At 57.8% G+C, this 25,324-nt stretch carries 25 protein-coding genes; 9 read left to right on the top strand and 16 right to left on the bottom strand.

All coding sequences use genetic code 11. The annotated features are described in order from the left end of the window. Nucleotides 1-23: 23 nt before the first annotated feature. Nucleotides 24-797, bottom strand: a complete 774-nt coding sequence (locus WX88_RS15510; protein ID WP_197076806.1) for a tetratricopeptide repeat protein — start codon at nucleotides 795-797, stop codon at nucleotides 24-26. Nucleotides 798-982: 185 nt separating this feature from the next. On the opposite strand from WX88_RS15510, the gene WX88_RS15505 reads away from it, so the two are divergent. Further along, nucleotides 983-1,867 carry an alpha/beta hydrolase gene (locus WX88_RS15505; protein WP_082116065.1) on the top strand — a complete coding sequence of 295 codons (885 nt, stop codon included), beginning with the start codon at nucleotides 983-985 and terminating at the stop codon, nucleotides 1,865-1,867. On the opposite strand, the gene WX88_RS32000 is transcribed toward WX88_RS15505, so the two are convergent. The 7 genes from WX88_RS32000 to WX88_RS15470 form a co-directional block, all read right to left on the bottom strand. Then, nucleotides 1,837-2,403 (bottom strand): methylated-DNA--[protein]-cysteine S-methyltransferase, encoded by a 567-nt coding sequence (locus WX88_RS32000; RefSeq protein WP_072053027.1) that lies wholly within the window; start codon nucleotides 2,401-2,403, stop codon nucleotides 1,837-1,839. The two genes, WX88_RS15505 and WX88_RS32000, sit on opposite strands and share 31 nt — an antisense overlap. Beyond that, nucleotides 2,400-3,644, bottom strand: coding sequence for an amine oxidase (locus WX88_RS15495; protein WP_231590722.1), 1,245 nt, complete (start codon nucleotides 3,642-3,644; stop codon nucleotides 2,400-2,402). Before WX88_RS15495 ends, WX88_RS32000 begins: the two co-directional genes overlap by 4 nt. A 102-nt stretch (nucleotides 3,645-3,746) precedes the next feature. Beyond that, nucleotides 3,747-4,670 carry a cation diffusion facilitator family transporter gene (locus tag WX88_RS15490; protein ID WP_046245306.1) on the bottom strand — a complete coding sequence of 308 codons (924 nt, stop codon included), beginning with the start codon at nucleotides 4,668-4,670 and terminating at the stop codon, nucleotides 3,747-3,749. Nucleotides 4,671-4,807: 137 nt separating this feature from the next. Further along, a complete protein-coding gene (locus WX88_RS15485; RefSeq protein WP_046245305.1) occupies nucleotides 4,808-5,938 on the bottom strand; it encodes a hypothetical protein in 1,131 nt (376 codons plus the stop codon). A 155-nt stretch (nucleotides 5,939-6,093) separates the two neighbouring features. After that, a complete protein-coding gene (locus WX88_RS15480) occupies nucleotides 6,094-7,029 on the bottom strand; it encodes an ankyrin repeat domain-containing protein (RefSeq protein WP_156176165.1) in 936 nt (311 codons plus the stop codon). A 190-nt stretch (nucleotides 7,030-7,219) separates the two neighbouring features. Beyond that, nucleotides 7,220-7,927 carry a DUF4280 domain-containing protein gene (locus WX88_RS15475; RefSeq protein ID WP_046245303.1) on the bottom strand — a complete coding sequence of 236 codons (708 nt, stop codon included), beginning with the start codon at nucleotides 7,925-7,927 and terminating at the stop codon, nucleotides 7,220-7,222. 46 nt (nucleotides 7,928-7,973) lie between these two features. Continuing rightward, nucleotides 7,974-9,821 (bottom strand): type VI secretion system Vgr family protein, encoded by a 1,848-nt coding sequence (locus WX88_RS15470; protein WP_046245302.1) that lies wholly within the window; start codon nucleotides 9,819-9,821, stop codon nucleotides 7,974-7,976. A gap of 574 nt (nucleotides 9,822-10,395) precedes the next feature. Between WX88_RS15470 and WX88_RS15465 the strand changes: the two genes are divergently transcribed. After that, nucleotides 10,396-11,802 carry an APC family permease gene (locus WX88_RS15465; RefSeq protein ID WP_046245301.1) on the top strand — a complete coding sequence of 469 codons (1,407 nt, stop codon included), beginning with the start codon at nucleotides 10,396-10,398 and terminating at the stop codon, nucleotides 11,800-11,802. Nucleotides 11,803-11,961: 159 nt separating this feature from the next. Next, complete coding sequence (locus WX88_RS15460; protein WP_156176164.1) at nucleotides 11,962-12,519, top strand: hypothetical protein; 558 nt, start codon at nucleotides 11,962-11,964, stop codon at nucleotides 12,517-12,519. A gap of 108 nt (nucleotides 12,520-12,627) precedes the next feature. Here the strand turns inward: WX88_RS15460 and WX88_RS15455 are convergent, their stop codons facing one another. The 8 genes from WX88_RS15455 to WX88_RS15420 all read right to left on the bottom strand — a co-directional run bounded on the left by WX88_RS15455 (nucleotide 12,628) and on the right by WX88_RS15420 (nucleotide 20,843). Next, a complete protein-coding gene (locus tag WX88_RS15455) occupies nucleotides 12,628-14,472 on the bottom strand; it encodes a vWA domain-containing protein (RefSeq protein WP_046245299.1) in 1,845 nt (614 codons plus the stop codon). Between the two features lie 185 nt (nucleotides 14,473-14,657). Further along, nucleotides 14,658-15,611 (bottom strand): DUF6745 domain-containing protein, encoded by a 954-nt coding sequence (locus WX88_RS15450; RefSeq protein ID WP_156176163.1) that lies wholly within the window; start codon nucleotides 15,609-15,611, stop codon nucleotides 14,658-14,660. 6 nt (nucleotides 15,612-15,617) lie between these two features. Continuing rightward, on the bottom strand, nucleotides 15,618-15,932 hold the full coding sequence (locus tag WX88_RS15445) for a hypothetical protein (protein ID WP_046245298.1): 315 nt from the start codon (nucleotides 15,930-15,932) through the stop codon (nucleotides 15,618-15,620). A 720-nt stretch (nucleotides 15,933-16,652) separates the two neighbouring features. Next, nucleotides 16,653-17,639 (bottom strand): porphobilinogen synthase, encoded by a 987-nt coding sequence (hemB, locus tag WX88_RS15440; protein WP_046245297.1) that lies wholly within the window; start codon nucleotides 17,637-17,639, stop codon nucleotides 16,653-16,655. 98 nt (nucleotides 17,640-17,737) lie between these two features. Further along, the gene (locus WX88_RS30095) at nucleotides 17,738-18,070 is read right to left on the bottom strand and encodes a hypothetical protein (protein ID WP_156176162.1); all 333 of its coding nucleotides are present in this window, start codon (nucleotides 18,068-18,070) and stop codon (nucleotides 17,738-17,740) included. 337 nt (nucleotides 18,071-18,407) lie between these two features. Continuing rightward, nucleotides 18,408-19,661 (bottom strand): ornithine--oxo-acid transaminase, encoded by a 1,254-nt coding sequence (gene rocD, locus WX88_RS15430; RefSeq protein WP_046245295.1) that lies wholly within the window; start codon nucleotides 19,659-19,661, stop codon nucleotides 18,408-18,410. 48 nt (nucleotides 19,662-19,709) lie between these two features. After that, the gene (locus tag WX88_RS28830) at nucleotides 19,710-20,213 is read right to left on the bottom strand and encodes a DUF2314 domain-containing protein (RefSeq protein ID WP_072053026.1); all 504 of its coding nucleotides are present in this window, start codon (nucleotides 20,211-20,213) and stop codon (nucleotides 19,710-19,712) included. Nucleotides 20,214-20,333: 120 nt separating this feature from the next. Further along, nucleotides 20,334-20,843 (bottom strand): hypothetical protein, encoded by a 510-nt coding sequence (locus tag WX88_RS15420; RefSeq protein WP_046245293.1) that lies wholly within the window; start codon nucleotides 20,841-20,843, stop codon nucleotides 20,334-20,336. Nucleotides 20,844-20,915: 72 nt separating this feature from the next. On the opposite strand from WX88_RS15420, the gene WX88_RS15415 reads away from it, so the two are divergent. The 6 genes from WX88_RS15415 (at nucleotide 20,916) to ftsY (ending at nucleotide 25,181) form a co-directional block, all read left to right on the top strand. Further along, nucleotides 20,916-21,095 carry a DUF5522 domain-containing protein gene (locus WX88_RS15415; RefSeq protein ID WP_046245292.1) on the top strand — a complete coding sequence of 60 codons (180 nt, stop codon included), beginning with the start codon at nucleotides 20,916-20,918 and terminating at the stop codon, nucleotides 21,093-21,095. A 286-nt stretch (nucleotides 21,096-21,381) separates the two neighbouring features. Then, nucleotides 21,382-21,621 carry a 50S ribosomal protein L28 gene (gene rpmB, locus WX88_RS15410; protein WP_044003635.1) on the top strand — a complete coding sequence of 80 codons (240 nt, stop codon included), beginning with the start codon at nucleotides 21,382-21,384 and terminating at the stop codon, nucleotides 21,619-21,621. Between the two features lie 201 nt (nucleotides 21,622-21,822). Beyond that, entirely contained in the window at nucleotides 21,823-23,526 is a 1,704-nt protein-coding gene (locus WX88_RS15405) for an aminopeptidase P N-terminal domain-containing protein (RefSeq protein WP_262489844.1), read from the top strand. Between the two features lie 158 nt (nucleotides 23,527-23,684). Further along, entirely contained in the window at nucleotides 23,685-23,867 is a 183-nt protein-coding gene (gene rpmG, locus WX88_RS15400; RefSeq protein ID WP_046245291.1) for a 50S ribosomal protein L33, read from the top strand. A gap of 8 nt (nucleotides 23,868-23,875) precedes the next feature. After that, nucleotides 23,876-24,040, top strand: coding sequence for a DUF4295 domain-containing protein (locus tag WX88_RS28825; protein WP_072053025.1), 165 nt, complete (start codon nucleotides 23,876-23,878; stop codon nucleotides 24,038-24,040). A gap of 169 nt (nucleotides 24,041-24,209) precedes the next feature. Beyond that, complete coding sequence (ftsY, locus tag WX88_RS15395; protein WP_046245290.1) at nucleotides 24,210-25,181, top strand: signal recognition particle-docking protein FtsY; 972 nt, start codon at nucleotides 24,210-24,212, stop codon at nucleotides 25,179-25,181. Nucleotides 25,182-25,324 lie beyond the last annotated feature (143 nt).

The raw sequence follows: 25,324 nt of genomic DNA, 5'->3' as shown, positions 1-25,324 counted from the left end.
CGAAATTCGTCTGTGCGACCGGGTTATTTGAACGTCCCCTGGGGGTCGGGCAGCTTGGCCAGCAGTTCCGTAATAAGGTCAAAATCGAGGCTGCTGATGCTCAGCGCTTGGCCTTTGTGCACGGCGGCCCAAGCCTCGGCGTATTTCTCCTGGTAGTAGAGGCCGCGGGCCAGCTGCTGCCAGGCCACGGCATTGGCCGGGTCGAGGGTGGTGGCGCGCTGGAGCAGCTCCAGGCCGGTGGTAAGGTCTTTTTTCTTCTTGGTCTGGCCGTAGCGAATGAGGTGGCTGGCGCCGAGGTCACTCATAAGCTGAACGTTGCTCGGCGCCAGCGTCAGCCCCTTGGCGAGGAGGCTGATCGAGGCATCGGCCGTGGGCTGGGCGCTGGCCACCACGCCCAGGCCGCGGTAGGCTTCGGCGTTCTGCGGGTTCAGCAGCCAGGCCAGGTTAAAGCGGTAAACGGCGGTGTCAGGCTTGTTTTCGCGCAGGTAATCGAAGCCCTTGGTGGCGAAGAACGAGCTGGCTTCGGCCGCCGAGGCAAAGCTGGCGACAATGGCTTTGAGCTGTGCCTCGCCAATAACCTGGGTGGCCTGGGCCGGCGTGAGGCCGCCAAACAGCGGCTGCAAGCGGGCCGGCCGGGCGGGGGTGCCGGCGGTGGCAGCCAGGCTGCCATCGGGGTTGGCCACGGTGTTGGTGCGGCCCTTACGCTGGGCCTGGGCCGGCGCGGCCAGCAACAGCCCCAGGAGCAGAAACGCAGCCAACGACTGCGAAAAAGTTTTCAATGAAGCAGAAGTCAACACAAAAATGGATGAATAGTGAAGGAGCCCAGCCCATATAAAAAGGACCAGGTACGGTTTCTGACAAAGATAAAGCCAATAGCCGCACGGCCCGGTTCCATCCTTCGGCCACTCCGGCAAACTGCGCCGGGCCGCCCGGCGTAGGTGCGCCACACTGCTCGCAATCGGCAGTCGTCAGAATGAACCCTATGCGTCGTTTCCTCTTATTGATACCCGTGGCAGTGCTGCTGGCCGCCGTGGTCGTCGTGCTGGCCACCGAATACGTGGTGGCCCGCCCCAGCCACCGCACCAAAGACGTGCCCTACGTCCCCGCCACTGCTCCCGACTTCGACAAGGAGCGGCACCTGCTGGATGTGTACTCGCCCCGGCAGCCCGCGCCCAGCGTGGCCGGCTACCCGGTGGTGCTGTTCATCCACGGCGGCAACTGGAACAGCGGTAACAAGAACATCTATAGCTTCATTGGCCGGCGGCTGGCCAAGCAGGGCGTCGTGGCCGTGGTCATCAACTACCGCCTGGCGCCCGCCGTACTCGTGCCCGAGCAAGCCGCCGACTGCGCCCGCGCCCTGGCCTGGACCGTGCAAAACATCTATCACCACGGCGGCGACCCAGCCCGCGTGTTCGTAATGGGTCACTCCGCCGGCGGGGGCCTGGCCGCCCTCCTCGCCACCGACGACGCTCTGCTCGCCACCCACGGCCTGCCCCAAAACCCCGTGCGCGGCGCCATCATGGACGACCCCGCCGGGCTCGACATGTACAGCTACCTGAAAGAGCTGAAGTACGAGGGCGACGAGCAGTACCTCGTGCCGTTCGGCCGCGACCCCGCCGTCTGGAAGGCACAGTCGGCCATCTACAAGGTTAAGCCGGGCCTGCCGCCGTTCCTTTTCTTCATCGGTGGCAAAACGTATCCGAGCATCAGCAGCAGCTCCAGCCGCTTCCGCGCTCGTCTCAAGGAAGCCGGGCAACTGGCGCCCTACACTGTCATCCCCGGTCGGCACCACGTCCCGATGGTGCTGCAACTGTACTGGCAGCACAACATCATCTATCAGCAGCTGCTGAAGATGGTAGGAGCGTAAACCTCACCCCTGACCCCCTCTTTTTTGGAGAGGGGGTCAGGGGTGAGGTTAAACAGCCCGCCTTGCCGCGTAGGCTGCTCAAATTCCAGCAGCCACTTTTTGCGGTGCATGCCGCCGGCGTAGCCCGTCAGGCTGCCGTTGGCGCCAATCACCCGGTGGCAGGGCCACACAATGGCCAGTGGGTTTTGCCCGTTAGCCGCTCCCACGGCCCGCACCGATTTCGGGTTGTTCAGCCGCCTGGCCACGTCCAAGTACGAAGCCGTGCGGCCGTAACCAATGCCCAGTAGCGCCGTCCACACCTGCCGCTGGAAATCGGTGCCGAAAGCAGGCGCGTAAGTCAGGTTGAACTCGCGCAGCTCGCGGCCAAAATAGGCTTGCAGCTGCCGGTGCGCATCACGCAAACACGCCGGCACCGCATCAAAAGACGTGGCGCTATGGCCCTCGGTGTCGTGGAAGCTAACGGCGCTCAACCCCGCTTCAGAGCCGGTAATGGATAGCAGGCCCAGGGGAGAAGTGAGGTACGCCGTTGGGTTCATGGCTTAAAAATAGGGGCCGCGAGCGAAACGCGGGCCTGCAGGTTGCCGGTTTTCGCACCCTGCCTGCGCCGGGCCGACACGGCGGCCGTTATCAGGGCCTGGGCTTGGCGCAGGGCTTCGGCGCTGGGCTGGTGCAACACGCGGGCCGGGCCGGGCTGGCTCAGGTCAGCATCCCAGAGGCCCGACTGGTGCCATTGGTCCAGGTGGTCCCAGTCGGGCCGGTCGATGATGGGATAGATGCAGGTGCCCCACAGCGGCAGGCCCTGGCGCAGCACCTGGGCGCATTCTTCCCCAATCATGCGCCACCACAGCGGCCGGTCCACGCCGGGGTGGCTGGTTTCGGTGATGGCGAAGGGACGGCCGTAGCGGCGGTAGGCCTTGCGCAGCAGTTTGTGCAGCGGCACCCAGTTGGGGTCGGGCTCCGGGTCGTTCCACCCCAGCTTGCGGTAGGGGTGTAGCTGCCACTGGTTGTCGTAGTAATAGTTGAAGCCCACGATGTCGAGCAGCTCGGGCGCGCCGCCCAGCTCGGGGCACATTTGGCCGCACAGCATGTCGGTGGCCTGAAACTGATTGCGGTGCGAGTCGCGGGCCTCGCGGCGGTGCTGAGGCCAGGGGTTGGGCGGCGGTACGATGTTGATAAGCGGCTCGGTGGTGAGCAGACGGATGCCCGGGTCGGCCTCGCGCAGGGCGTAGCTGCCTTCAATGTAGGCCCGCATGAGGCCATATTTCACGTCCCAGCCCTGGTGATGGCAGTAGGGGGAGGTGCCGCGCACGTCGCCGCCCAGCCAGGAAATAAAGCTCACTTCGTTGATGGGTGTCACGATGAGCACGTCGTCGGGCCGCTCGGAGCGGTAAAAGTCCACGAAGGCCCGGCAGAGCGCGGCGAAGCGCCGGGCAAACATGGGGTGCAGCGGCGTAAGGTCGTCGGGGAAGCCGAAGTGGCACAGGTCCCACACCTGCTGGATGCCGTGGCGTTGGCCGGCCGCCAGCATGGTTTTCACGGTGCTGAAGTCGTACTGGTAAGGTGTTTTCTCAATCTGTGCCCAGCGGATTCCCTCGCGCACGGTGCGCACCTGAAACTGACCCAGGGCGCCGTAGTCATGGTCAATAAGAGGCAAATGGCCAGTCAGGTGCAGGAAGTCGACCCGGTTGCCGAAGCAGTTGAGCTGGTCGGTGCATTCGTAGCCGCCCCACCAGAATGAGCGAAAAGGGTTGTCAGTAGCTGTTGATTCAGATATCATATAAAGACGTCACTTCATGAAAATTGCCCGGCTGCGGGGCGCAGCTGGGCAATAGTCTCTTTACCGATAATGCGGCCGAAAGGTTGACCCTGGCCCCGCAGCTTAGGCCCGGCCAACCAGGTTTTTGGCTTCGATAAAAATACGCTTTACCTCGGGATGCTCGGCCCGGATGGCATCCTGCAATTGCTCCACGGCCATGGCCACCTGCCCGGGCAGCAGCGAATCGCCAAAGTCTACGTCGAGGGCCAGCACCACGTCATTAGCCCCGAGGTACATGGTCAGCGGCGAACGAATTTCCTTCACGTAGGGCTGGGCACGGGCAATGCGCTCCAGGTCGGTCAGCGTCTGGGCATCCACGCCCTCACCTACCAGCAGGCCCTTGGTTTTATAAATGAGAAAGACGGCCACACTCACCAATAGCAGGCCAATCCCGATGGAAGCTATTCCATCAAAAGTGGGATTCTCAAATAAGTGCCCAAAAAACACCCCGGCTAGGGCTATAAGGAGGCCTAGCAGTGCCGCTAGGTCTTCGAGCAGAATGGCAAATACCGCCGGGTCTTTGCTGCTGCGGATGCTGGCCCAAAACGGCCGGTCGCCCCGCTCACTATTGAACGCCCGGAACGCGAGAAAGCACGAAATGCTCTCGAACAGCAGCGACAGGCCCAGCACCACGTAGTTCCAGGTAGGGTCGGAGAGTGGCACCGGATGTTGCAGGTGCTGAATACCCTCGTAAAATGACATGCCACCACCCACTGAAAACACCAGAATGGCCACAATCAGCGCCCAGAAGTAAAGTTCTTTACTGCGGCCGAAGGGGTGGCGGGCGTCGGCGGGCTTCTCGGCCTGCCGCACGCCAAACAGGATCAGGACGCCATTGCCACTGTCCACCAGTGAGTGAATGCCCTCCGACAGCATGGCCGAGCTGCCGGTGTAAAACGCCGCTACAAACTTACTGATGGCAATAGCGACGTTGGCCCCAATAGCCCCGTAAATAGCAAATTTGGAAGAAGAAGCAGTTGAACTCATGCCCCGCAGTACGCAATTAGCGGGACCGGTGTTGGCCCCACTCTACTAAAGTCCGGCCCTCAGTTTATAGCCAGGGGCGCGGTGTTGCAGGTGTTGAATGCCTTGGTAAGGTGACATGCCACTACTCGCGGAAAACATTAGAATGACGAACCGTACGAACCTGGGGCGGGGCCAGGCGGAACGCCAAATGCCTCCATCAAAGGCAGAATGCTGTTAGGTGCATCAGAGTTTAAGAAATGCTTCAGCTGGGCGACATCATGAGCCTTCTGTCGCTCAAATTCTGCCTCGATATCCGTTCCACTATGGCCGGTTCTCCCTATCGTGCGCGGGTTGCCAACAGCCCGTGGCACATCGGGATGCTTTTCCGACGTGCTTTTGGGATGATACGTCCGTTGCAGAGCCGTGAGCTCGTCCTTGCTGGAGCGAAAAGCTTCTATGCGCCCAGCTTCACGCCGAATATCAGCTGGGCTGTGACCATAGGGGGCAACCGTGGCCTGGTGCAAGCCGGCTGCGTTGAAAGTATAGCCTTTCACATCAGAAATCAGGCTGACCGCCGATGCCAAGCCCCCGCCCAGAGAATGGCCCGCGGTAGTGATGCCCTTACCATACTTATTGACTGCTTGCTGCCCTACGGCAATAGCTTGGGCATATTGAGGGTCAACAGGCACATTGGGTACCTTTTTGAAAATACCCCTTCTTGCATTTTGCTGAATGATGCGCTGCCTCCTAGATTCCATGTGGGCCTGGTCCCAGTTCACTCCCACATCTTTGGGTATCATCGGCCCTCCAATACGGTTTAGCTCTGTACCAGTGAAGGCTAGCACGTATGGGTTGCCTTCCTCAAATGAGCTTTTATACAATACACCATTTAAGCCAGTGCTCGGGTCGTCAAACACCTGAACTACTTTCCATCCTTCGGGAGTCTTGCCTTTGCGAAACATGACTTGGCCCGCCTTTTTATTGTATTGCACGGCCGTCCAGTTCTTACTCCGGGCAAATTCGTAGTCTTTGGCGGTAGGGTTTGTTACTATTTGGTAATTATATGCGTCGGTAGCCAGCCGCCAGCGCTCCACAGCCACGTTGTTGAGCTTCAGGCGGTCAATAGATTTGCGAAACTCGTGGTTATTAATGGTCTTGCGTTTGGCTTCGGCTTTTTTAATCAGGTCCATGCGCTGCTGGTAGCGCTCCTTTTTAGCATCGAGCCGGCCCGTCTTGACAGGCTTTTTTCCGGCCGGCTTCTTAACCGGCTTTTTCGTGGGAGTTGCCATGAGTTATCGTGATGATGAGAGCTTGCGGCGCCGGCACGACTTTCGCTGGTGCGCTTTTCTAGCACGCTGCTGCTCGGTCTGGCGCTCATCAAGCCTTCAGTGCTTTGTTTTAAGACAAACAAGGAAAAAAGCAGGTAACTGAATTTGCTTTTGCGCTATCGCAATGTTGAGTGGTGGGCCGGTGCCGCTGCATCGGCCTGGGCCACTTGCAGCTTCGCCCAATTCTCAAAGGCCTCTTCGGCTTCTAGGCGTAGCTGCATGAGTGCTACCCCATCATCGTCGTCGGTCTCGTCGTCCACGGCCTGATGTACCCGCTCATTCCAGGTGCGTCCTGCCGGCGTGCGGCCCCATTGCTGGCGCAATTTCTCCTCGGCCACCCGCTTCTTCTCCCACTCCACGCTGGGGTCGGGCACCGGAAACTCCACGCCGCGCTGCTCCAGGCGGTGCCGGACGCGCTGATGCCACTTATACGCCTCGCCGTCCGGGTCTAGGTCGCGGCTCTGTACGGTGAAGGCCACCGTGCCGCCCGAGTCGTCAGCCTTCTTAAAGTCTGCTCCCTTATCCAGCAGGTAGAGTACCTGCTCAAACTGGTTCAGGTAGGCCAGAAATAGGATGGCTGTCAGGCCATCCGGTCGGGTCAGGTTGAGGTCGGTGCCCCGGTGCTCGACTAATAGGTGCAGCATCGGCCAATCGAGGACTTCGATGGCGCGGAGCAGGGCCGGCTGGCCCAGAAACTTGCTGTTGGGGTCGCCGCCGTGGGTCAGCAAGATGTGCACTTGCTCCGCGTCGCCATAGCCGGCAGCCATGGCCACGGGCTGCACAAACTGGTCGCGTCCAATGGTCGACACTTGGTTCGGATTGGCTTTCCAGCGCAGCAGTATTTGCAAGCAAGCGTGCTGGTGCGTGCTCAAGGCGAAGAGCAGCAAGGTCATGCCGCCTTCTCCCTCTGCGTTCACATTGATGAGCTTAAAGGTCAGGACTCGTTCCAGCGCAACTGGGTCGCCGGCAATAATGGCGTGGGCCGCTTCTAGCGCCCCGCCGTGGAAGTAGGTTTCAGGAAGTAATTCCTCCATAATGTTGGTTGCTGCCATCTGGGTTGTGAGTCATCACATTAGTGTATTTCAGATGGTCAATAGATTGCCAAAGGCGGGGTTCTGGATGGTCTTGCGTTTGGCTTCGGCTTTCCTAATCAGGTCATGCGCTGCTGACGGCGCTTCTTCTCAGCATCGAGCCTACCCGTCTTGACAGGCTTTTTCCCGGCCGGCTTTTTTGAAGCAGGTGTCATGAATTATCCTGACGCTGAAGGCTGGCTGCTACTTGTGCGACTCCTGCTCCCAGCGAAGAAGCTGTTTCGAGTAGCTGACCAGCCACCGGCAGAACCTGCCCAACGGCAGACACCAGCAGTTCCTGCCCGAGTTGGACTAGTTTCTGCTCCGCCATTCGCTGGCCCGCTTGCACCAGCTGTTGCAGCACTGGCCGTTGCAGCGCCCCTTGCTGAAGGGCTGGCCCGGCTCCCAACTGTTGAGCCGCTAACTGTTGGATTGGCAACTGCTGGAATGTGGGCCGCTGAAGTGCCAACTGCGCCAGCTTCTGTTGAGCATCGGTGGGTGGGGTGCGTGCGGGAATCGGCTTGGGTTCCAGCGACTCCCGCATGCCCGTTTGCCCGTGTCGGCTCACCGTTATTTCGCCGCCCATGCCGCACCGGTTCGTGCAGCATTCCAGGAGCGCCGGAGCGCCTCCCAGCCGGGTGTTGCGGAAATATTCTTCCCACCCGGCCAGGCTAGGCATTACGCAGGCTTTATTCGTGATTTTGCACACCCCGAAGGGAGTCACGTTGGCCATGGGGGTATTGTCGGTGATGTTGCTGCCCGGCTTGCCGCCCACGGTGGGGCGTTTGGCCAGCACTCGCAGCTTGCCCGGCTTACTGCCTTGGCTGCATTTTAGCGTCGCTCCGTCACAGACGTAGGCGTATTGAGACAGTTTGATCATCGCAAGAAATCAGTAGAAGAGCAGAGGACAAGACGGTAACGCGATGCTACAGGTAGTAGGAGTCGCTGGAGTCGGCTGTCAGCTTTTGGCCTCCGTCCAGGTGCATAATTTCTTCGGCTTTGCCCATTACTTCTTTGGCCTGGTAGGCAAGCGTTTCTTTGGCTACCAGCAGAATGTCCTTGGTGATGGAGTGAGCCACAATTTCCTCTTCGGCCTGCATCGTGATACGGCGAGCGTGCATATTAATCTCACCCAGCGGCCCGGCCTCCAGCGTGATGCTACTGCCCGACACGTGCACCGGTCCCAAGGTTTTGATGGTGACGTTGCCGGCCCCATCGAAGCCCAGTTGCATAGCCGTGCCTTTGTTGTTGGAGTTGGAAAGCAGCATCTGCATCGCTCCCGTCATATCGTTAAAAGTCAGCTTATTGCCCGCCTTCGATTGGATGCCCTTCACGTGGTTATTGGTGCGCGAGTACGAGGCGCCCTGACGGTTGTTGCCGTGCACCATATTGCCCACTACAAATGGCTGTTCGGCCATACCATCTTCGTAAGCGACCAGCACCTGGGAGCCAATCTCGGGATTAAACATCTGACCTTTGCCGTCGCCGCTGTACGGAGTTACGCCCCGGATCCAGCTGGTTTCGGCGTCTTGCTGGTCTTGCACGGGCCAGTAGTAGCGCACCCGTAAGCGGCCCAGTCTGGCCGGGTCGTTATCATCAATGACCTCGGCTAGCTCCGGGTTGCCGACGAGGATCCGCTCAACGGCATCGGGGTTGGCCGGTGGAATCTGGGCCTGAAACGGAATGGCCGTGAAGACATTGCTGTAGTTGCCTTTGGCATCGATGGTGTGGGTAATGGCCGTGATGCGGTACTTGCCGAAAGATTCGGGCGCATTGTGGCGGCTGCCCACGCCTTCGCTCCGGATATTCAGCACGCGCCCCACCTGCAGGTGCAGGTTGTCGCTGGTGCCTTGCACCGTAACCAGGCTGGCAACCGTGCTGGATTTTTGCCGCAGGGCCTCCGCGTCAAGCTCGCTGCTGCCTTGGGCTATCCGGTTCGACACCCGATGTGCCTCGTCGTACAATTTTTCCGACTGATTCAGGGCGTGCTGCACGAAAGGCAGGGTGTACCCTGCAAAAGACGTTCCCTGTAGCCCGGCTACCTGCTGGCGCTCGGTAGTACGCTGGAAATGCTCGTTCTTCTGGTAGTTGTACCCTGTCAGCCGCTCCTTGGCGGGCTGCAGGGTCATGCCAAACCGGAAGGTATTGTAACGACCATCGGCCCAGAAATCAACCTCCTCACTCGGGCCTGGTGTTCCCAGGCGCAGGGTGCGGCCATCGTAGTAAAACCATTCGCCATACTCCGCAGCCAGGCGGCTAAGGAAGTCGAAGTCTGTTTCCTGGTATTGCACCGCATACGGTAGCGGCTTCCGGTACAAGGGCGCAATGTCGCGGGCCAGCATGTTGGCCGGAAACGGCTTGAGCACCTTATTGAAGATGGTGGCCATCGTCTGGTTCACGAAAGTGCGCTTCTTGCGGCCACTGGCCAGCAGTTGGCAGGGGCTATAGCCGCTCACTACCACGCTGCCCGCAAATTCATTGTCCTTGCCCGTATTGAGGTGCGTAACTACTCCCTGAAATAGCAGTTGCTGCTCGCCATTGAAGAAATGGAATCCATCAGCCTCTAAGCGTATCGTGAGTGGCTGGCCCAGCAAGCGGGTATGGGCATCGGTAAAGAAGGGCGCCGTAGCACTTTCTACCTGGTCGAAAGGCAGTAAGACCTCGAATTTATGGTGGCCAAATACGTTTTGGCTAAGCGAAACCTGTTGAATGTCATAGGAGGGGCACAGTACGGCATTGTTACAACTCACGGTTGTACTTACAGGGCGCGGCATAGGCGTAGGCTAGGAGGATGATTGAAGGAAAGGGAGTTGGGGGCGGCAGGATGCCGCGCATGCTGCAAAGAGAACCCGACTTCATGACGGTGCCCAGCCGTGGCCAAAGGCCTCAACTTGAGCTAAGCCAAGTTCTCCGGTAGCCGCAGCTCGGCCGGTGCAGGCATATTAGTCTAAGCTCAGAAGACAGGAGTAAATCACGGCTGAATAGACGAATGAAAAGGCTTCATCAGGCAAGGTAGGATGAACCCTCCTGCCGATAAGGTCAATGGGTGCCTAATTTGGACCAACGACCAAATTTGTTATATCAACGACAAACCCAGACGGTGAATAAAAGCACCTGTTGCCTCACTGTACTCACTTGCTTAGCTGTAGGTGCAGTGGAAAAATTATATTGATTCTATAATTTAGGAAAGACCTGGCGCTGATCTAAATCTTCAGCGCCAAAGCCGGCCGTTGGCAAGCTGACAATGCTGGGTCGCTGGGCAATGGCGTGTCCGTGGCTAGAGTGGAGCGTTGCGGTTTTGGTAGCCTGGGGTGGGTAGTTGCTGCGAAAGCCCATTACTTTCGCCTTATGTCTGCACCTTCTCTTCAGCGCCGTCTTGGCCTGGTTCAAGCCACGGCGTTAAATATGATTGACATGGTGGGCATCGGTCCCTTTGTCACGTTGCCGCTCGTCATGGGCTTCATGGGCCCGAACTTCCTGCTAGCCTGGCTGGTGGGTGCGGCTCTGGCCTCAGTCGATGGCTTGGTTTGGAGCGAGTTGGGGGCTGCTTATCCCGAAGCCGGCGGTTCCTATCGCTTCCTCAAGCTGGCCTATGGTGAGCAGAAATGGGGCCGGTTCATGTCGTTTCTCTACGTCTGGCAAACGCTCATTCAGTCGCCGCTGGTGTTGGCTTCGGGTGCCATCGGCTTCGCTCAGTATTTCGGCTACCTCGTGCCCATGACCGAATGGTGGCAGCCCAAAGCCGTGGCCGGTACCGTGGTTCTACTGCTCATCGTACTGCTCTATCGCCGCATCGAAGACATCGGTAAGCTGGGCGTGGCCCTGTGGGTGGGGGTGCTCGGCCTGATGGGCTGGCTGATTTTCGGCGGTATCACCCACCCCAACCACCACGTCGACATCCTGCCTGCGGGCGGCATCCCGGCACTACCGGGCCTGCTGATATCGGCAGCTATGGGCCAAGCGGCCGTCAAAACCATTTATTCCTACCTTGGCTACTACAACGTGTGCCACTTAGGCGCCGAAATCCGGGAGCCGCAACGCGTGATTCCGCGCAGCATTTTCCTGAGTATTCTGGGCATCGCGGCGCTCTATTTACTCCTGAACTGGAGCGTGGGTACCGTCATTCCGTGGCAGGAAGTACAAAGCTGGCAAGCTGGAGCCGGCGACAAGTCACAGTTCATTATCAGCGTATTTATGGAGCGGCTCTATGGCCCGGCGGCGGCGCAGCTGGCCACGGCGCTGGTGCTGCTGGTGGCGTTTGCCTCGCTGTTCGCGGTGCTGCTTGGCTATTCGCGCATCCCCTATGCCGCGGCGGCTGATGGTGAATTTCTGCCCATTTTCGGCAAGCTGCACCCTACCAAGCAGTTCCCCTACGTGTCGCTGTTGCTGCTGGGCGGCACAGGCTTCGTGTTCAGCCTACTGTTCCGGTTGGGCGAGGTTATTTCGGCCATCCTCGCCATGCGCATCCTGGTGCAGTTCGTGGGTCAGGCCGTGGGGCTGATGCTGTTGCGCCGTCGGCGCGGCACGGCGGCGCTGCCCTTCAAAATGCCGCTCTATCCTGTGCCGGTCATTCTGGCTATTATGGTATGGCTGGCCGTGTTTTGGGGCATCGCGCCAGCCGAAGTAACTTGGGGCACGTTGCACTTCAAGCTGTATTTCCAACTGGCGGCTTTGGGCATGATGGCTCTTGGCACGGTGGCGTTTCTGCTCTGGAGCCGGCGGTTAGGACGGTGGCCGTTTGAAAGCTATGAATAATAAAAATAGCTTATGATTTATAATAAGTACAGCAGCAAAAGCTGGGTTTATCTGTTAATTATATTGATGTTATCTTCTTGTGCCGGTTCACGCGGATTGGATTATAGAAGCCCTGCTTTTAGTTCGACTACGTCAGTGGAGTTGGCTTATACTACGCCCTTGAGCACCGTAGCCCTCATTGTCGGCGACCGCGCACGGCTTCGTTCTGATAGATTTCTGTCGGCAATGGTTTCGCGGGTAATGAAGGAAGCCCTGATGACACATCGCGATGCGTTGCATCTGACCAATGAGGTAGTGATTGATTCATTACAACGACAAGCGGTGCTGCGTGAAGCTAGCATCGCTGTGCGACAGCTGGTGCTGAAAAAAACAACTGACTCGTTGCGATTTCCTTTGCTTGACCAACTCACTCAGCAACAAGAACGCAGATATGTCTTCCTGTCTTTGTGTACGGGATTTACCCGCACTAATGATAACTATTTGCGTGCCAGTGTGGCAAATGACAACCCGAGAAAGGCTAGTACAACAATTTATGCGTTGGTATACGACAAACAAAGTCAACGTATTGTATACGCCCAGGGACTAACCGAAAGCCATGAGCCACTGGACCCCGCTCGGATGGCCCAGCACCTACAGCGGTTACTGAACGCCGATTTTGGCTTTGCACAAAAATCCGCTGGCTACCCCAATGCCAATCCTGTCTCCGAAAGTCATTGATTAGCAGTGCCTTCTCGAAATCCGGCACCGTGTCATGAATAAACAACCCGGACAGCCTGAAAACCAGGCTGTCCGGGTTGTTTGCGCAATATAATTGCTGTAAGCTCCTTATGTAGTTTGTACGAAACGCTTGATGTCGCCGCTGGCAATGTAGGACTTGCCATCGGGCGCGGTGTTCACTTGGTCGACCACGAACAAAATGCTTTCCTCCCGGATGCCGCGCGGGAAGCGCATGTTCCAATTGGGGTCGTAGCCGTCGCTCACCACCCGGGCTCGCAGCTTGCTACCGTCCTTCACGCACTGAATCAGAATGCCCGAGCCAATGGTGTCGGTTTCCTCCAAATCGGCCAAGGTGGTGGGAGTGCGGGCTGGCCGTGAACTGCTGGCGCTGCTGGTGCGGCTGCGGGAGCCGCCGTGGTGGCCGCCAGCCAGAGGGTCGGTTTCGCCCGGTCGCACAAGGCGGGTGATGGTGCCCTTGGCCCGGTAAAACGTACCATCAAGGCTGCGTTCCAACTCGTCCACGATGTAGTGCGCACCCTCCGCCCGAATGGCCCGCGGAAACTGGATGTTCAAGTCGTCGTAACCCGGCGATACCACCCGCACGCGCAGCTTGCCCCCCTCGCGGAAGCAAACCAGCTCTACGCCGGCGCCGGCCTCAGTTACCACGGGTAGGGCGTGCGCCGCCTGGTCCACGCTCACGCCCCGGCCCGCCAAATCAACGCGGGCGCGGCGGCCCTGGAAGGCTTGGTCACGCAGCTCTTTCCGGCTTTCGTTGTCGAGGTGCCGGCTCGCAATCCGCTGGGCGTAGTGGTTGACCTGGTCGATTTCTTCGGCAATCTCGAAATGCTCATGCAGACCTCTGGCCGTTAGCTCGGCCACCAGCTGGCGCAGTAGAGTTTCGGCTTCCTGATGCTTGCCGGCATCGGCCAAATCCACGGCGCGCTCCTTGTCGCGGGCAATGCGCAGTCGGGCCAAATCCAGCGTGACGCCGTCAGTAGCCGCTGCTACGGCCTGAATGCCGCCAGCTGTTACCTGCACGGTATGCTCACCCACAATGGCTTCGATGCGGCCGTTGCGAATGGCATCAGCCCGGTATGCGATGTGTAGCAGTTGGTGGGGGCCGGTGGGCAGGGCTGGCAGCCGTAGCTGTAGGCCGAGCAGCTTGTCCTCGTTCTCGTGCACGTCGCCTAGGTGCAGTACCATGCGGCCATCGGCCTGCGGCTCTTGCCGCGCCAGGCTAAGCACGTCGGTTATTTCCGTCGGCCCAACGGGCGTGAGTGTCACGGTCAGATTCTGGGCTGCGATGGCTTTGAGGCTATCTAGCTCAATGCCGAACACGTCGGCCGCATCGTCCAAAGACTGAATAAAGTAGAAGTTGCCACCCGCCGCCCGTGCCATGCCAATCAACAGGTCTTCCTCAAAATGGCTGCCGAAACCCAGCGTAGAGGTGGTAATACCTTCCTCCGCCTTTTTGCCGGCCGTATTAATCAGCACCGCGGAGTTGGTGATGCCGTGGTTGGCCTGCCCATCGGTGAGTAGCACCACGCGGTTGACGTGCTGATCCGTCTTATGCTTGGCCACCAACTCGCAGCCCTGTAGCCAGCCACCGCTCAGGTTGGTGAGGCCCCCGGCTCGCACGCCCTGCAATATGTGCTTGATGCTCGCCTTATCGGTCACGAGCTGGGCATCCAGCAGCGTGCCCACCACATCGTCATACACCACAATGCTCAGCCGGTCCTCGGCCGTGAGACGGTCCACAAAATCAGCCGCCGCTTGCAGGGCGTAGCGGAGCGGTGCCCCGGCCATGCTGCCGCTGCGGTCAATAACGAGGGCCACGTTCAGCGGGCGTCGCTGCGGGTTGAGGACTTCTTCACGAAAATTTAATAGTAGACTAGTCGTGTCCGCCATGTTTTCGAGAAGCACCGGGTTGGTGGGCTGCTGCGTGATTTGCATAAGAAGGGAGGTGAAAGGTGAAAATGGAGCGACAAAGAGGTCTCGCTTTCGCGCCAGGATTAAGAGCACGAAAAGTAGTCAAAGAAATTAAAACAGCTATACGTCAGTAGTCATGCAGGCAATAGTGTGGCCTTATGCAGTCCGCCCAGGACGCACCCAAATGGTCCAGCCTGCCCGGCCTCATGCTACGTTTCAATGATGGGCCGATAGTCGTGCTCATTATCAAAGCCAGCCAGCCATGCCGCCGCACGGCGGCAAGTGCGCAGGTGCGGCGGTACCCGCAGCACGTAGGTGTGCGCCGTCGAGGGGCAGATAACGCGCAAGGCTACCACAGGCTCATCGCCTTCGAGCGGAATGCTCAGCAGCTGCCGCTCACCACCCGCGTCGCGGTCTCGGTCAATAATCAGCCCGCCTACTTCCCGCACGAACCGGTCGAGGCCGAACCGCTCGAGCAGTACGCGCCGCCGCGTCACGTTGCGCACATTCAAAATTTCCACCGCTTTCAGGTCTTCGGGGCGGAATGCTGTGCGCTCGTCCACGGCCGTGCCCTGCCAGTGGATATTTACCCGTAAGCCTGTGGGTAGGTCAGTCAAGCCACTGCCAGCCACTTCTACCCAGTGAGTGAGGTGCAGTGTAGCAGGGAGTCGCGTCAGTTGTGGGCAATTGGCCACGTCTAGTGAGCGGGCGGTCAGGCGCTCGGGCAGCCGACGCAATTCCCGGTTACCGCTCAGGTTCAGATGTTCCCGCACCAGCCAATCACCCGTTAGCTCCCGAATGCCAGTTCGGGCAGCCTGCACGCTAGTGGCGCGCAAGCGCTCGGGCAGCAACTCCAGATTGGGGCAGTCATTCACTTCCAGATGCGTGCATTCCAAAAGCCGGGGCAATTCGCGCAGCCGGGATTCTCCATTCAGGCATAACGCGCCGCTCACAATCACCTCGTCGGGCATCCGGCCGGAAAGTAGCAGGGACCGGGCAGCCTCGGGCGTGGTCCGCACTGGCCTATTCTGCGGAGTGTGAGAATGAACTGCCGTATTCGGGCTGATTGGGCTGGTGCTAAAGGCAGCAGCGGGCTCTGCCGCTTGTGAGGCCCCAATAGTGGGTCGACGCAATTGCCGGCCGCGGGCATTGATGCTAAACATGAGTAGCTAGTCTACTACCGTCCGAATAGCCGAGGGCGTATACTCACGCTGTTGCCAAACCCGGTATACGCCCGCTGGTAGCTCAATTGGCCGATGTTCTTCGTGCACCACCGTCGCTGCCGGAGCCGAAACCACGAGGTAAAGATCTTTGCCATAGACGTACAAGCTGGCAGCCCCGATTTCCCGGATGCGGTGGCTGTGCCCGGTGTGTTCGCCATGCGCCAGCACCAACCCCACCCGCGGGATAGAGCCGGTCGGTAATGCCGCAGTGCGCGCAATAAGTACATCGCCGTGGCGATACAGGGAGTTGACTGCAATCATGGTTCTTGCTAAAATGATTTGCTGATATTGTTTTACTAACGAATAGCGAGGCTGATTGAAGAAATGCCTGTGCAATACTACGTAATAAATACTAAATAGACTAGGATTAGAGAAATAATTTGCCAATTAAATTAGTAAAAATGCTTACTTGATAGGCAAAGCACGCCTTGCTGGGCAAAGTGCGCTTTTCAGCAAGAATCAGCAACATGCATTCTTATCAGCTGCGGAGCGTAAGTTACTCATTTTGCAGTAGTATGTTCTTTGTTAGAGCGCTGTCCTCCAAAGCGTGACGTCAGTGATTTGCATTCAATATAAAACGTTTGACTAGCATTGATCTATTGGTGTATCACGCAAAAGGGCTGCCCTCGTGAGGCAGCCCTTTTGGTTGGATGTAGGCGGTAGCCGGTGATATTATTTTTCTACCACTAAGCGCCGTACGCTTTACTCGGCATCTGGTACACCGTTACGGTATAGATACGGCAGATAACTGTCCAAAGCCAAGCACACTTGGTTCCAGCCGGCCGTGGCGTGGTGCCGGCTACGCGGCGCGCTACGGCGTCGTGCACGTTCTAATCGCACGTTCTCGTCAGCCTCTGCTTGTAATATGGAGAGTGACCTGACCGCGTGCCGAGTTGAGACAAGCGCCTTCTCGTTGGCGTTGCGGCACAGCAGTAAGGCCAGGATTGACCACGCCATGATTAAGCAAAACAAACATAAGCTTTAGCCGCGCCGGAGCACTTGGGCGGCCTCTTTAGCAAAGTACGTCAGGATGGCATCAGCCCCGGCGCGCTTGATGCTGGTGAGTACCTCCAGCATGGTGCGCTCGCCATCGAGCCAGCCGTTTTGGGCGGCGGCTTTCACCATGGCGTACTCGCCGCTCACGTTGTAGGCCGTCACGGGCAGATGCGTTTTCTCCTTCACCACATGAATCACGTCCAGGTAGCTGAGGGCGGGTTTTACCATCACCATATCGGCCCCTTCGGCTTCGTCGAGGGCAAGTTCTCGCAGGGCCTCACGTTTGTTAGCCGGGTTCATCTGGTAGCTTTTCTTGTCGCCTTTTTTCGGGGCCGAGTCCAGCGCATCGCGGAAGGGACCGTAGAAGGCCGAGGCGTACTTAGCCGTGTAGCTCATGATACTCACATGCTGGAAGGCATTTTCGTCGAGCACCCGGCGAATCCAGGCCACGCGGCCATCCATCATGTCGCTAGGGCCGATGATGTCGGCACCGGCGCGGGCCTGCGCCAGGGCCATTTGGCCGAGCACTTCGAGGGTGGCATCGTTGAGAATTTCGCCGGAGTCGGCATCTACTACGCCATCGTGGCCATCGCTGCTGTAGGGGTCCATCGCTACATCGGTCATGAGGACAACGTCGGGAAACTGCCGCTTGATATCGGCCACAGTTTTCAAGTACAGGCCTTCGGGATTGGCCGATTCACGGGCCAGCCGGTCCTTCAGTGAGTCGTTGATGCTCGGAAACGGCGCGAAGGCTTTCACGCCCAATTCCACGCACTGACCAATTTCATCGATGATTCTATCAGCCGTGAAGCGGTGGATGCCGGGCATGGACTTCACTTCTAGCGTCTGATTCTGCCCTTCAATCAGGAACAAGGGAAAAATAAAATCGTGAGTGGTGAGGCGGGTTTCCTGCACCATATCGCGGATAACTTCGGACTTACGGTTGCGGCGGGGGCGGTGAGTAGGGAGCATGGGCGAGCCCTAACCAATGGTTTGGGGCATGAAAAGTGGAAAAACTAACGCTTCCTGACAAAGCGAAATAATACTGCAAAGTTCGTCCAAACCTTGTATTACCCCCCAAATGGGTCAAGGTAAGCCGCCAGCACCGCCAGTCCGCCCGCCGCCGCAATAACCCCCCACACCAACCCGCCACCGAATGCCAGTCCAATCAGACCCACTGGCAGCGCAATCAGGCCCAACAGCCCGAAAACCGTTGTCCCCAACCCTGCCTCAGCCGTCGCCTCGTGCCGCGCCAGAAAGTGCCGTCGATGGACTGAAGCCGGCCGTGCTACCGGACGCGTAGCAGTAGCGGCATCAGCTACTTGCGGCGTTAAGATGCGCCGCAGCGCCCGCTGCTGAGCACGGCCCCGCGCCCGGAGTGCGCGTGGTGCGGCAGTAGCCACGGCTGTGGTCTGAGTACATATTGCTGCGGTCGCTGTGGCCACTGTCGTTGCTATCGGTGCCACCTGTTGAGGCGCGGGCTGAAACGAAAAGTTGGCCCGAGTGCTCTGACAACCCGTATTCAAGCCAAGAAAAAGCGCTACCAGCGTCCCGAGTTGAATCAAGCAGGAGCACACAGAAAACCGCATAGAAAAACGTTAAAAGTGGAGCGAAGAAATTGCGAGCCAGGAAGGCCATACGTCTTTCGCACAGGATTCGGGGAGGGGAGTAGGATGCACGGAGCCAAGTCTGATGTCTTCCGTGAAACGCTTCTCCTCCCCGAATCCTGTAAAGAGGGCCTTAAAAAGCTAGTATTACCTCCTCAATTACGTCGCAGGCTGCGTGCAGTTGTTCCTCAGTAATTACCAGGGGCGGAGCGAAGCGAATGATGTCGCCGTGCGTGGGCTTGGCCAGTACGCCGCGCTCCATCAGGGTTACGCATACATCCCAGGCGGTACGACCGTCCTCGGTGGGTACAATCACCACGGCGTTTAGCAAGCCCTTGCCGCGCACCAGTTCCACCACTTCCGGACGTTTGGCTTGCACCCGGCGCATCCGCTCGCGGAAGATTTCGCCCAGCGCCGCCGCGTTTTCGATTAGTTTTTCCTCAAGGAGTACGTCCAGCGAGGCGCGCAGCACTGCGCATGCCAGCGGGTTGCCGCCAAAGGTGGAGCCGTGTTGCCCCGGCTGAATGGTGAGCATAATCACATCATCGGCCAGCACGGTCGACACCGGGAGTACGCCCCCGCTCAAAGCCTTGCCTAGAATCAGAATATCGGCATGCACCTCCTCGTAGTCGCAGGCCAGCAGGCGCCCGGTGCGGCCCAGCCCGGTCTGAATCTCATCGGCAATAAATAGCACGTTGTGCGCTTTGCAAATTGCCGCCGCCTGGGCCAAATACCCTGCGGAGGGCACCATCACCCCAGCTTCGCCCTGAATAGGCTCAACCATAAATGCGCACACGTGTGTCTCCTTTACGGCTTCTTCCAGCGCCTCCAAGTCATCATAAGGCACCACTTGGTAGCCCGGCATATAGGGGCCAAAACCAGTAATGCTGTCGCCATCGGTGCTGAAGGAAATAATACCGGTAGTACGCCCATGAAAATTGTGCTCCGCCACGATGATGCGGGCCATATTGGGGGCAATGCCTTTCTCCTGATAGCCCCACTTACGGGCCAGTTTCAGGGCCGTTTCTACCGCCTCGGCGCCCGAATTCATCAGTAGCGCTTTGTCGTAGCCAAACAGTTCGCACAGCTGCTTTTCGGCGGCGCCCAGTTGGTCATTAAAAAAAGCCCGAGAGGTAAGGGTGAGTTGCTGCGCCTGTTTGGTCAGCGCCCCGATAATGCGCGGGTGGCAATGTCCCTGGTTCACCGCCGAGTAGGCAGATAGGAAATCGTAGTAATGCTTACCATCCACATCCCAGAGGTGTACGCCTTCGCCGCGGCTCAGCACCACGGGTAAGGGGTGGTAGTTGTGGGCGCCGTATTGGTCTTCAAGTTGCATCAACTGCTCGGCGCGGCTGGCAGTAGTGGTGGGGGAGGAGGTGCTGTTCATGGGTGGGAGCGGAATTGTGAGGGAAAGTCGAAGGAATAAAAGCGTCGCTTACTGGGTGTCTGCATCCAGGAGTTTGCCTACGTAATTGCCTTCTTCGGAGCCGTCGGGGCGACTGATGGTCCAGTCCAGCATTGCCGATTCGGGGAACGTGATGGTCTGATTCTGCTGATAGGTTTTCACGACGTCGAGTTGATTAGCAATCGTGCCCTCAATTTGTTTGCCCCGCCAGTGAGCTACGCGCACAAACATTTGCTCTACCAGTCCATTGGGGTCTTTTATGCGCGTGGTTAGATAAAGTGCCTGGCCCGTCGGCAAGCCCGTGAGAAAACGTCTTTTTGCTTGGCCCAACGTAGTACGGGCCTTTCTAACAGCGGGTGCAATATGACGGTCAAGTTCGGTCAGCGAGGTATTAGACTCGGAAGAGAAAATGATTATTGGGTGGTCAGTCGGCGTGTTGGGCACCACGGCCGCATCACTGGGCTGCGATTGAGTTTGGGCTATTGCCGGGCAATTCAGCGCGAGCAGAGCAGGTAGCAGCAGAGAGCGAAGCATGAGAACTGGTTTTTGGCAAGCTTGTACACGACCATCGCCTAACTGAAGCTTATATCGAAGCGAAGAGGAAGCTGGAATGCGCTCGAAAGTACGCTTTTCGGCTGGTACACCCCAAGACTACTAGCGAAGGGGCATATTCTCCAACTGGCGCGAGGTATCAAGGTGGCGACCCACGTAGTTGCCCTCCTCACGGCCGCTGGCCCGAAGCAACGTCCAGTCCAGTACGGCGGCTTCCGGAAAGCTGATAGGTACTGGCTCGTGTGCCCCAGCCGAGTTAGCCGTGTCGGCCAGCAGCAGTGCCTGCACCGTATTGCCGTGCCAACCCAATACCCGTACTGACGCTTGCCGGAAGCTGGTATCGGTAGCCAGCACCCGCACCGACAGCAGAAATTGGTCGCCTTCGGGCAGGCCCGCCAGAAAGCGTTTTTTAGCCTGGGGCAAGGTGCGTAAGGCCTCTCGTGTAGGGTCGGCCAGGGTAGCTTCGTCGCGGGCCAAGGCGGGGCGCACGCCGGCCGGGGCCTTGGCAGCCGTCAGTACCACTGGTATAGAGGCTTGCGAAGCTGCCGATTCGGGCCAGCGTAACACTGCGACCACTAGTAGTGGCCACGCCAGAAGCGGAGGTGTTTTCATGAGAAAGACAAAGAATGACAAGAACAAGATAACGCTGGGCAAGGGTACACCAGCCGTACCTTTGGTGCTCCAATGCCTACCTCCATTCCCCCACCGTTGCAGCCCGGCGATTACTACTACACGCCCGAGGGCTACCTTGTCTTCACCGAGCAGTACCACCGGCGCCGCGGCAACTGCTGCAAGAATGGCTGCCGCCACTGCCCATGGCGCAAAGCCAATAACAGTTTCGGAGAGAAAAGAGAAAAAGGGTAGTGTACTTATAGCAAGACGGTTCCTCTGTTCAACAACCCCGTCTGTTTCTACCAGACTCACGATTATCGTCGCTTACATGGTGTGCAGCTGGTGAGCCGTTTGATAGTTGGTTGTGGTGCGGCATAGATAACAGCCGGCCAGTCAGAGCCCGATGATTTTTAGGCTTAACGCAGGCGCTCAGGGCGCATCTGAGCAGAAATAAGGGTGGGGTGCTTGGTGAATGCCAGACTTTTGCCGATATTTGCGGCCCGTTTCCCTGCTTTGTAAATTTTAATCCTCCGATATCATGGCCCGTGTTTGTGATTTGACCGGCAAGCGTACCCGCGTTGGTAACAACGTTTCGCACGCTAACAACAAGACTAAGCGCAAGTTCTATCCGAACCTGCAGAAAAAGCGCTTCTACATCCCTGAGCAAGATGCCTGGGTTACGTTGAAAGTGGCTACGTCCACTATCCGCACCATCAACAAGAACGGCATCATGTCGGTCCTGAAGAAGGCCAAAGAGCAGGGTTTCATCGTTTACTAGAATTGAAGTATTCAGTATTGGGTAAGTCGGGGGCCGGATAAATCGACTTTTCCGGCAACGAACTACTGGATATTGACTAAGCGCAATATTCCAAAGCCAGCGCCGATACGCTTGCCTCTCACGGCAACTGTATCGGCGCTGGCTTTATCTATTGCCGGTAGCTTACATAGCAGTATAATTACGTTTTAAAACCCGAGTCCTATGCCGTTGCCGTCTTTCTTACGCCTGCGTTCATCATCACGATTGCGGCTGGTTTGTCAATGGCTTGTTGGTGCCGGGTTGTTGCTGACAGGTTTTGCGGGCTTGGCTCAAAAGCCGGTTTCCTCTGTTAATGAGACACTTTCTGCATCATCCGTCCCCGCCCGGCCCACCGATTTCCTTCCGCCAGCCTTTCATCAGCAGCGGCGTGAGCTATTGCGGGCGCAATTGCCGCCGCGTGGGGTGGCAGTATTATTTGCCGCGCCCGTCCGCAACCGGGCCAACGATGTGGACTACGTCTACCATCAAAACCCTGATTTTTATTATCTCACTGGCTATGATGAGCCCGACGCCGTGCTGCTGCTGTTCAAGGAGCCTCGCACGATAGGCGGGCAGGCCGGTGTTACGGAGGTGTTATTTACTCAGCCTCGGGACCCAGCCCGGGAGCAGTGGACTGGCCGTCGCCTGGGGGCGGCCGGGGCCAAGACGCAGCTAGCATTACAGTATACTGCTGACAACAAAGAATTCGCCACTATAGGCATTCCGTGGGCCGATTTCAGCCAGGTACTACTTACAAACCTACCCACGGACACGCGTGACGACCCGAGCAACCCCGCCGACCTGCACAGCCTAGTCGCCACCTTTCGTCAGCAGGCCGGTGTGCCGGCCGATTATAATCCCGCTCTCTTCGAAGTAGAAAACCTGATTCGCGGCCACGGGCTCACTGATGCCAAAGCCATTGCCGACTACCTTGCCAACGATATAAAGGAAAAGCCAATTTTGGCAGCGTCCGCCTTAGTGAAAGCTTACTTGGCTGCCACTACCGACGCGGCCCGGCAAGCGGCCATCGCCGCCCACCCGCCGGGGCGTTTCGACGGATCTACCCTCGGCGAGCAGTTAGATAAGTTGCGGGCCGTTAAAACGCCCGAAGAACTGGTCCTACTGCGCCGCGCCATCCGCATTAGCGCTGTGGGCCAACGCGAGGTGATGAAACTACTACGCCCCGAAGTGGGTGAGATGGAAGTGCAGGGCCTGCACGAGTACGTCTATCGTCGCTACGGGGCGGAGTTCCAAGGCTACCCCAGCATTGTGGGTGGTGGGGCCAACGCTTGCATTCTGCATTACGAAACCGACGACCGCCAGCATCTCGACAACGACCTCGTGCTCATGGATTGCGGTGCCGAATACCACGGCTACTCCGCCGATGTCACGCGAACTGCCCCGCCCTCTGGGACCTTCAGCCCAGCCCAGCGCCAGATTTACGAGCTGGTACTAGCCGCTCAAGAAGCTGGTTTTGCTGCCTGCCGCCCCGGCGCCAAATTTGATGCCCCCAATAAAGCCACGCAGGGCGTGGTAGCCACTGGCTTGCTGAAGCTGGGCATCATCAAAAAGAAAGAGGAAGTGCGCCGGTATTATCCCCACGGAGCCAGCCACTACCTTGGCCTCGACGTGCACGACCGCGGCAGCTATGGCCCCCTGCAGGCCGGTAATGTCATCACCGTCGAGCCCGGTATCTATATTCCCGCCGGCTCACCCTGCGACCCCAAGTGGTGGAATATTGGTGTGCGCATCGAGGACGATATATTGATTACAGCTTCTGGCTACGAAAATCTTTCCAGCGAAGTCCCGCGCACCGTGGCTGATATTGAGCGGTTGATGGCCGAGCCCAGCGGGTTGGAAAACTGGCAACTGCCCACGCTGAAGTAATATGCCAAGAGGCCGACTGAAGTCATTTTTTCTTTTAAGCGGTCTGGGAAACGTCGTTCTGCTTCGCCGACTGAAAGTTGGCGTTACTTTCTCTTGGTCATTTCCGAAAAGAGCCGTACCTTTGCAGTCCTAAATTTAAAAATCACACCCCCGTCGAGATGGCCAAGAAAGGAAACCGGGTGCAGGTTATCATGGAATGCACCGAGCATAAAAACTCGGGGATGCCGGGCACCTCGCGCTACATCACCACCAAGAACCGCAAGAATACCCCTGAGCGCATCGAGTTGAAGAAATTCAACCCCATCCTCAAGAAAATGACTGTTCACAAGGAAATTAAATAACCTGAACAATGGCTAAGAAAGTAGTAGCAACTCTGAAATCGACAGAGAATGCCAAGAACTGGGCAAAGGTTATTCGCGCCGTGAAATCGGAGAAAACCGGTGCTTACACCTTCCGTGAGGAAATGGTGCTCCTCGAAAAAGTGCAGGAATACCTGGCTACCGGCAATAAATAAGTTGTTGGCCGGCTTCATCGGCTTTGTAAAAGATTAAAAAGTCCCACCTTCGTGGGACTTTTTGCGTTGTAGCGCGTAGCTCCAGCTTCGCGTCCGGTAGTGCTAGTGGCGCTGCTGTTATGTTACCGTTCAACGATGCGCGAAGCTGGAGCTTTGCGTTGCCATCACTATGGGTTTATTCGATTTTTTTAAAAAGGATAAGGAAAGCACCACGCAGCAAGCCTCGCTTGATGCGGGCTTGGAAAAGACCAAGACCAGTTTCTTCGAGCAGCTCAGTAAAGCCGTGGTGGGCAAAAGCACCGTGGACGAAGCTGTGCTCGACGACCTGGAGGGTCTGCTGGTGCACGCCGATGTAGGTATTGAGACTACAGTGAAGGTTATCAACCGCATTGAGGCGCGCGTAGCACGTGACAAGTATGTGAGCACCGGCGAGCTGGACCGCATCTTGCGCGAAGAAATTGCTGCGTTGCTAGAGGATAATAACTCTGGCTCACTAGCCCTGTTAGACAGCGCTGGTAACTCTGGCCAGCCTTACGTGATTATGGTGGTGGGGGTGAATGGTGTGGGCAAAACCACTACTATTGGCAAACTGGCGCACCGCTTTCATTCGGCTGGTAAAAAGGTAGTATTAGGCGCCGCCGATACCTTCCGGGCTGCTGCTGTCGACCAGCTCATTATCTGGGGGCAGCGGGTGGGCGTGCCTGTGGTTAGCCATGGCATGAATACCGACCCGGCCTCCGTGGCCTACGATGCCGTGCTGAAAGGTGTGGAAATGGGCGCTGATGTGGTTATCATCGACACTGCAGGCCGCCTGCACAACAAGGTGAACCTGATGAACGAGCTGAGCAAAATCAAGCGCGTGATGCAGAAGGTGATTCCCGACGCGCCCCACGAGGTGTTGTTGGTGCTGGACGGTAGCACTGGTCAGAACGCCTTTTTGCAAGCCAAAGAGTTTACCAAAGCCACCGAAGTGACGGCTCTGGCCATCACCAAGCTCGACGGCACCGCTCGTGGAGGCGTGGTCATCGGTATTTCGGACCAGTTCAGCATTCCGGTTCGCTACATCGGTGTGGGGGAGAAGATGACCGATTTGCAGCTGTTTGACCGGCATACTTTCGTCAATTCGCTATTTAAGAAGTAGGCTTTTCATCGACTGGAAATGGTTGACGGTCCGCTCTACCAAGCAATACTTGGCGGGACGGACCGTTTAGCTGCCCAGTGGAAATTAATTCACGGGTAGTGTTGTCGCCAACTATTCCTACCTTATCTCAGAAGTCAACGCTT

This window comes from Hymenobacter terrenus, from assembly GCF_000972495.1.
Classification (GTDB): Bacteria; Bacteroidota; Bacteroidia; order Cytophagales; family Hymenobacteraceae; genus Hymenobacter; species Hymenobacter terrenus.
Note: the sequence above shows the minus strand (reverse complement) of the source record. Positions and strands in the feature narration are given on the sequence as shown.

Coding starts and splice junctions, on each gene's coding strand:
- hemB (WP_046245297.1), bottom strand. CDS start 17,639: ATGCTCCCTACTCACCGCCCCCGCCGCAACCGTAAGTCCGAAGTTATC.
- WX88_RS15445 (WP_046245298.1), bottom strand. CDS start 15,932: ATGATTGCAGTCAACTCCCTGTATCGCCACGGCGATGTACTTATTGCG.
- WX88_RS15480 (WP_156176165.1), bottom strand. CDS start 7,029: ATGGCAGCAACCAACATTATGGAGGAATTACTTCCTGAAACCTACTTC.
- WX88_RS28830 (WP_072053026.1), bottom strand. CDS start 20,213: ATGCTTCGCTCTCTGCTGCTACCTGCTCTGCTCGCGCTGAATTGCCCG.
- WX88_RS15415 (WP_046245292.1), top strand. CDS start 20,916: ATGCCTACCTCCATTCCCCCACCGTTGCAGCCCGGCGATTACTACTAC.
- WX88_RS15465 (WP_046245301.1), top strand. CDS start 10,396: ATGTCTGCACCTTCTCTTCAGCGCCGTCTTGGCCTGGTTCAAGCCACG.
- rocD (WP_046245295.1), bottom strand. CDS start 19,661: ATGAACAGCACCTCCTCCCCCACCACTACTGCCAGCCGCGCCGAGCAG.
- rpmB (WP_044003635.1), top strand. CDS start 21,382: ATGGCCCGTGTTTGTGATTTGACCGGCAAGCGTACCCGCGTTGGTAAC.
- WX88_RS15455 (WP_046245299.1), bottom strand. CDS start 14,472: ATGCAAATCACGCAGCAGCCCACCAACCCGGTGCTTCTCGAAAACATG.
- WX88_RS15505 (WP_082116065.1), top strand. CDS start 983: ATGCGTCGTTTCCTCTTATTGATACCCGTGGCAGTGCTGCTGGCCGCC.
- WX88_RS15470 (WP_046245302.1), bottom strand. CDS start 9,821: ATGCCGCGCCCTGTAAGTACAACCGTGAGTTGTAACAATGCCGTACTG.
- WX88_RS15495 (WP_231590722.1), bottom strand. CDS start 3,644: ATGATATCTGAATCAACAGCTACTGACAACCCTTTTCGCTCATTCTGG.
- ftsY (WP_046245290.1), top strand. CDS start 24,210: ATGGGTTTATTCGATTTTTTTAAAAAGGATAAGGAAAGCACCACGCAG.
- WX88_RS32000 (WP_072053027.1), bottom strand. CDS start 2,403: ATGAACCCAACGGCGTACCTCACTTCTCCCCTGGGCCTGCTATCCATT.
- WX88_RS15420 (WP_046245293.1), bottom strand. CDS start 20,843: ATGAAAACACCTCCGCTTCTGGCGTGGCCACTACTAGTGGTCGCAGTG.
- WX88_RS15450 (WP_156176163.1), bottom strand. CDS start 15,611: ATGTTTAGCATCAATGCCCGCGGCCGGCAATTGCGTCGACCCACTATT.
- WX88_RS15475 (WP_046245303.1), bottom strand. CDS start 7,927: ATGATCAAACTGTCTCAATACGCCTACGTCTGTGACGGAGCGACGCTA.
- WX88_RS15485 (WP_046245305.1), bottom strand. CDS start 5,938: ATGGCAACTCCCACGAAAAAGCCGGTTAAGAAGCCGGCCGGAAAAAAG.
- WX88_RS15405 (WP_262489844.1), top strand. CDS start 21,823: ATGCCGTTGCCGTCTTTCTTACGCCTGCGTTCATCATCACGATTGCGG.
- WX88_RS15490 (WP_046245306.1), bottom strand. CDS start 4,670: ATGAGTTCAACTGCTTCTTCTTCCAAATTTGCTATTTACGGGGCTATT.
- rpmG (WP_046245291.1), top strand. CDS start 23,685: ATGGCCAAGAAAGGAAACCGGGTGCAGGTTATCATGGAATGCACCGAG.
- WX88_RS28825 (WP_072053025.1), top strand. CDS start 23,876: ATGGCTAAGAAAGTAGTAGCAACTCTGAAATCGACAGAGAATGCCAAG.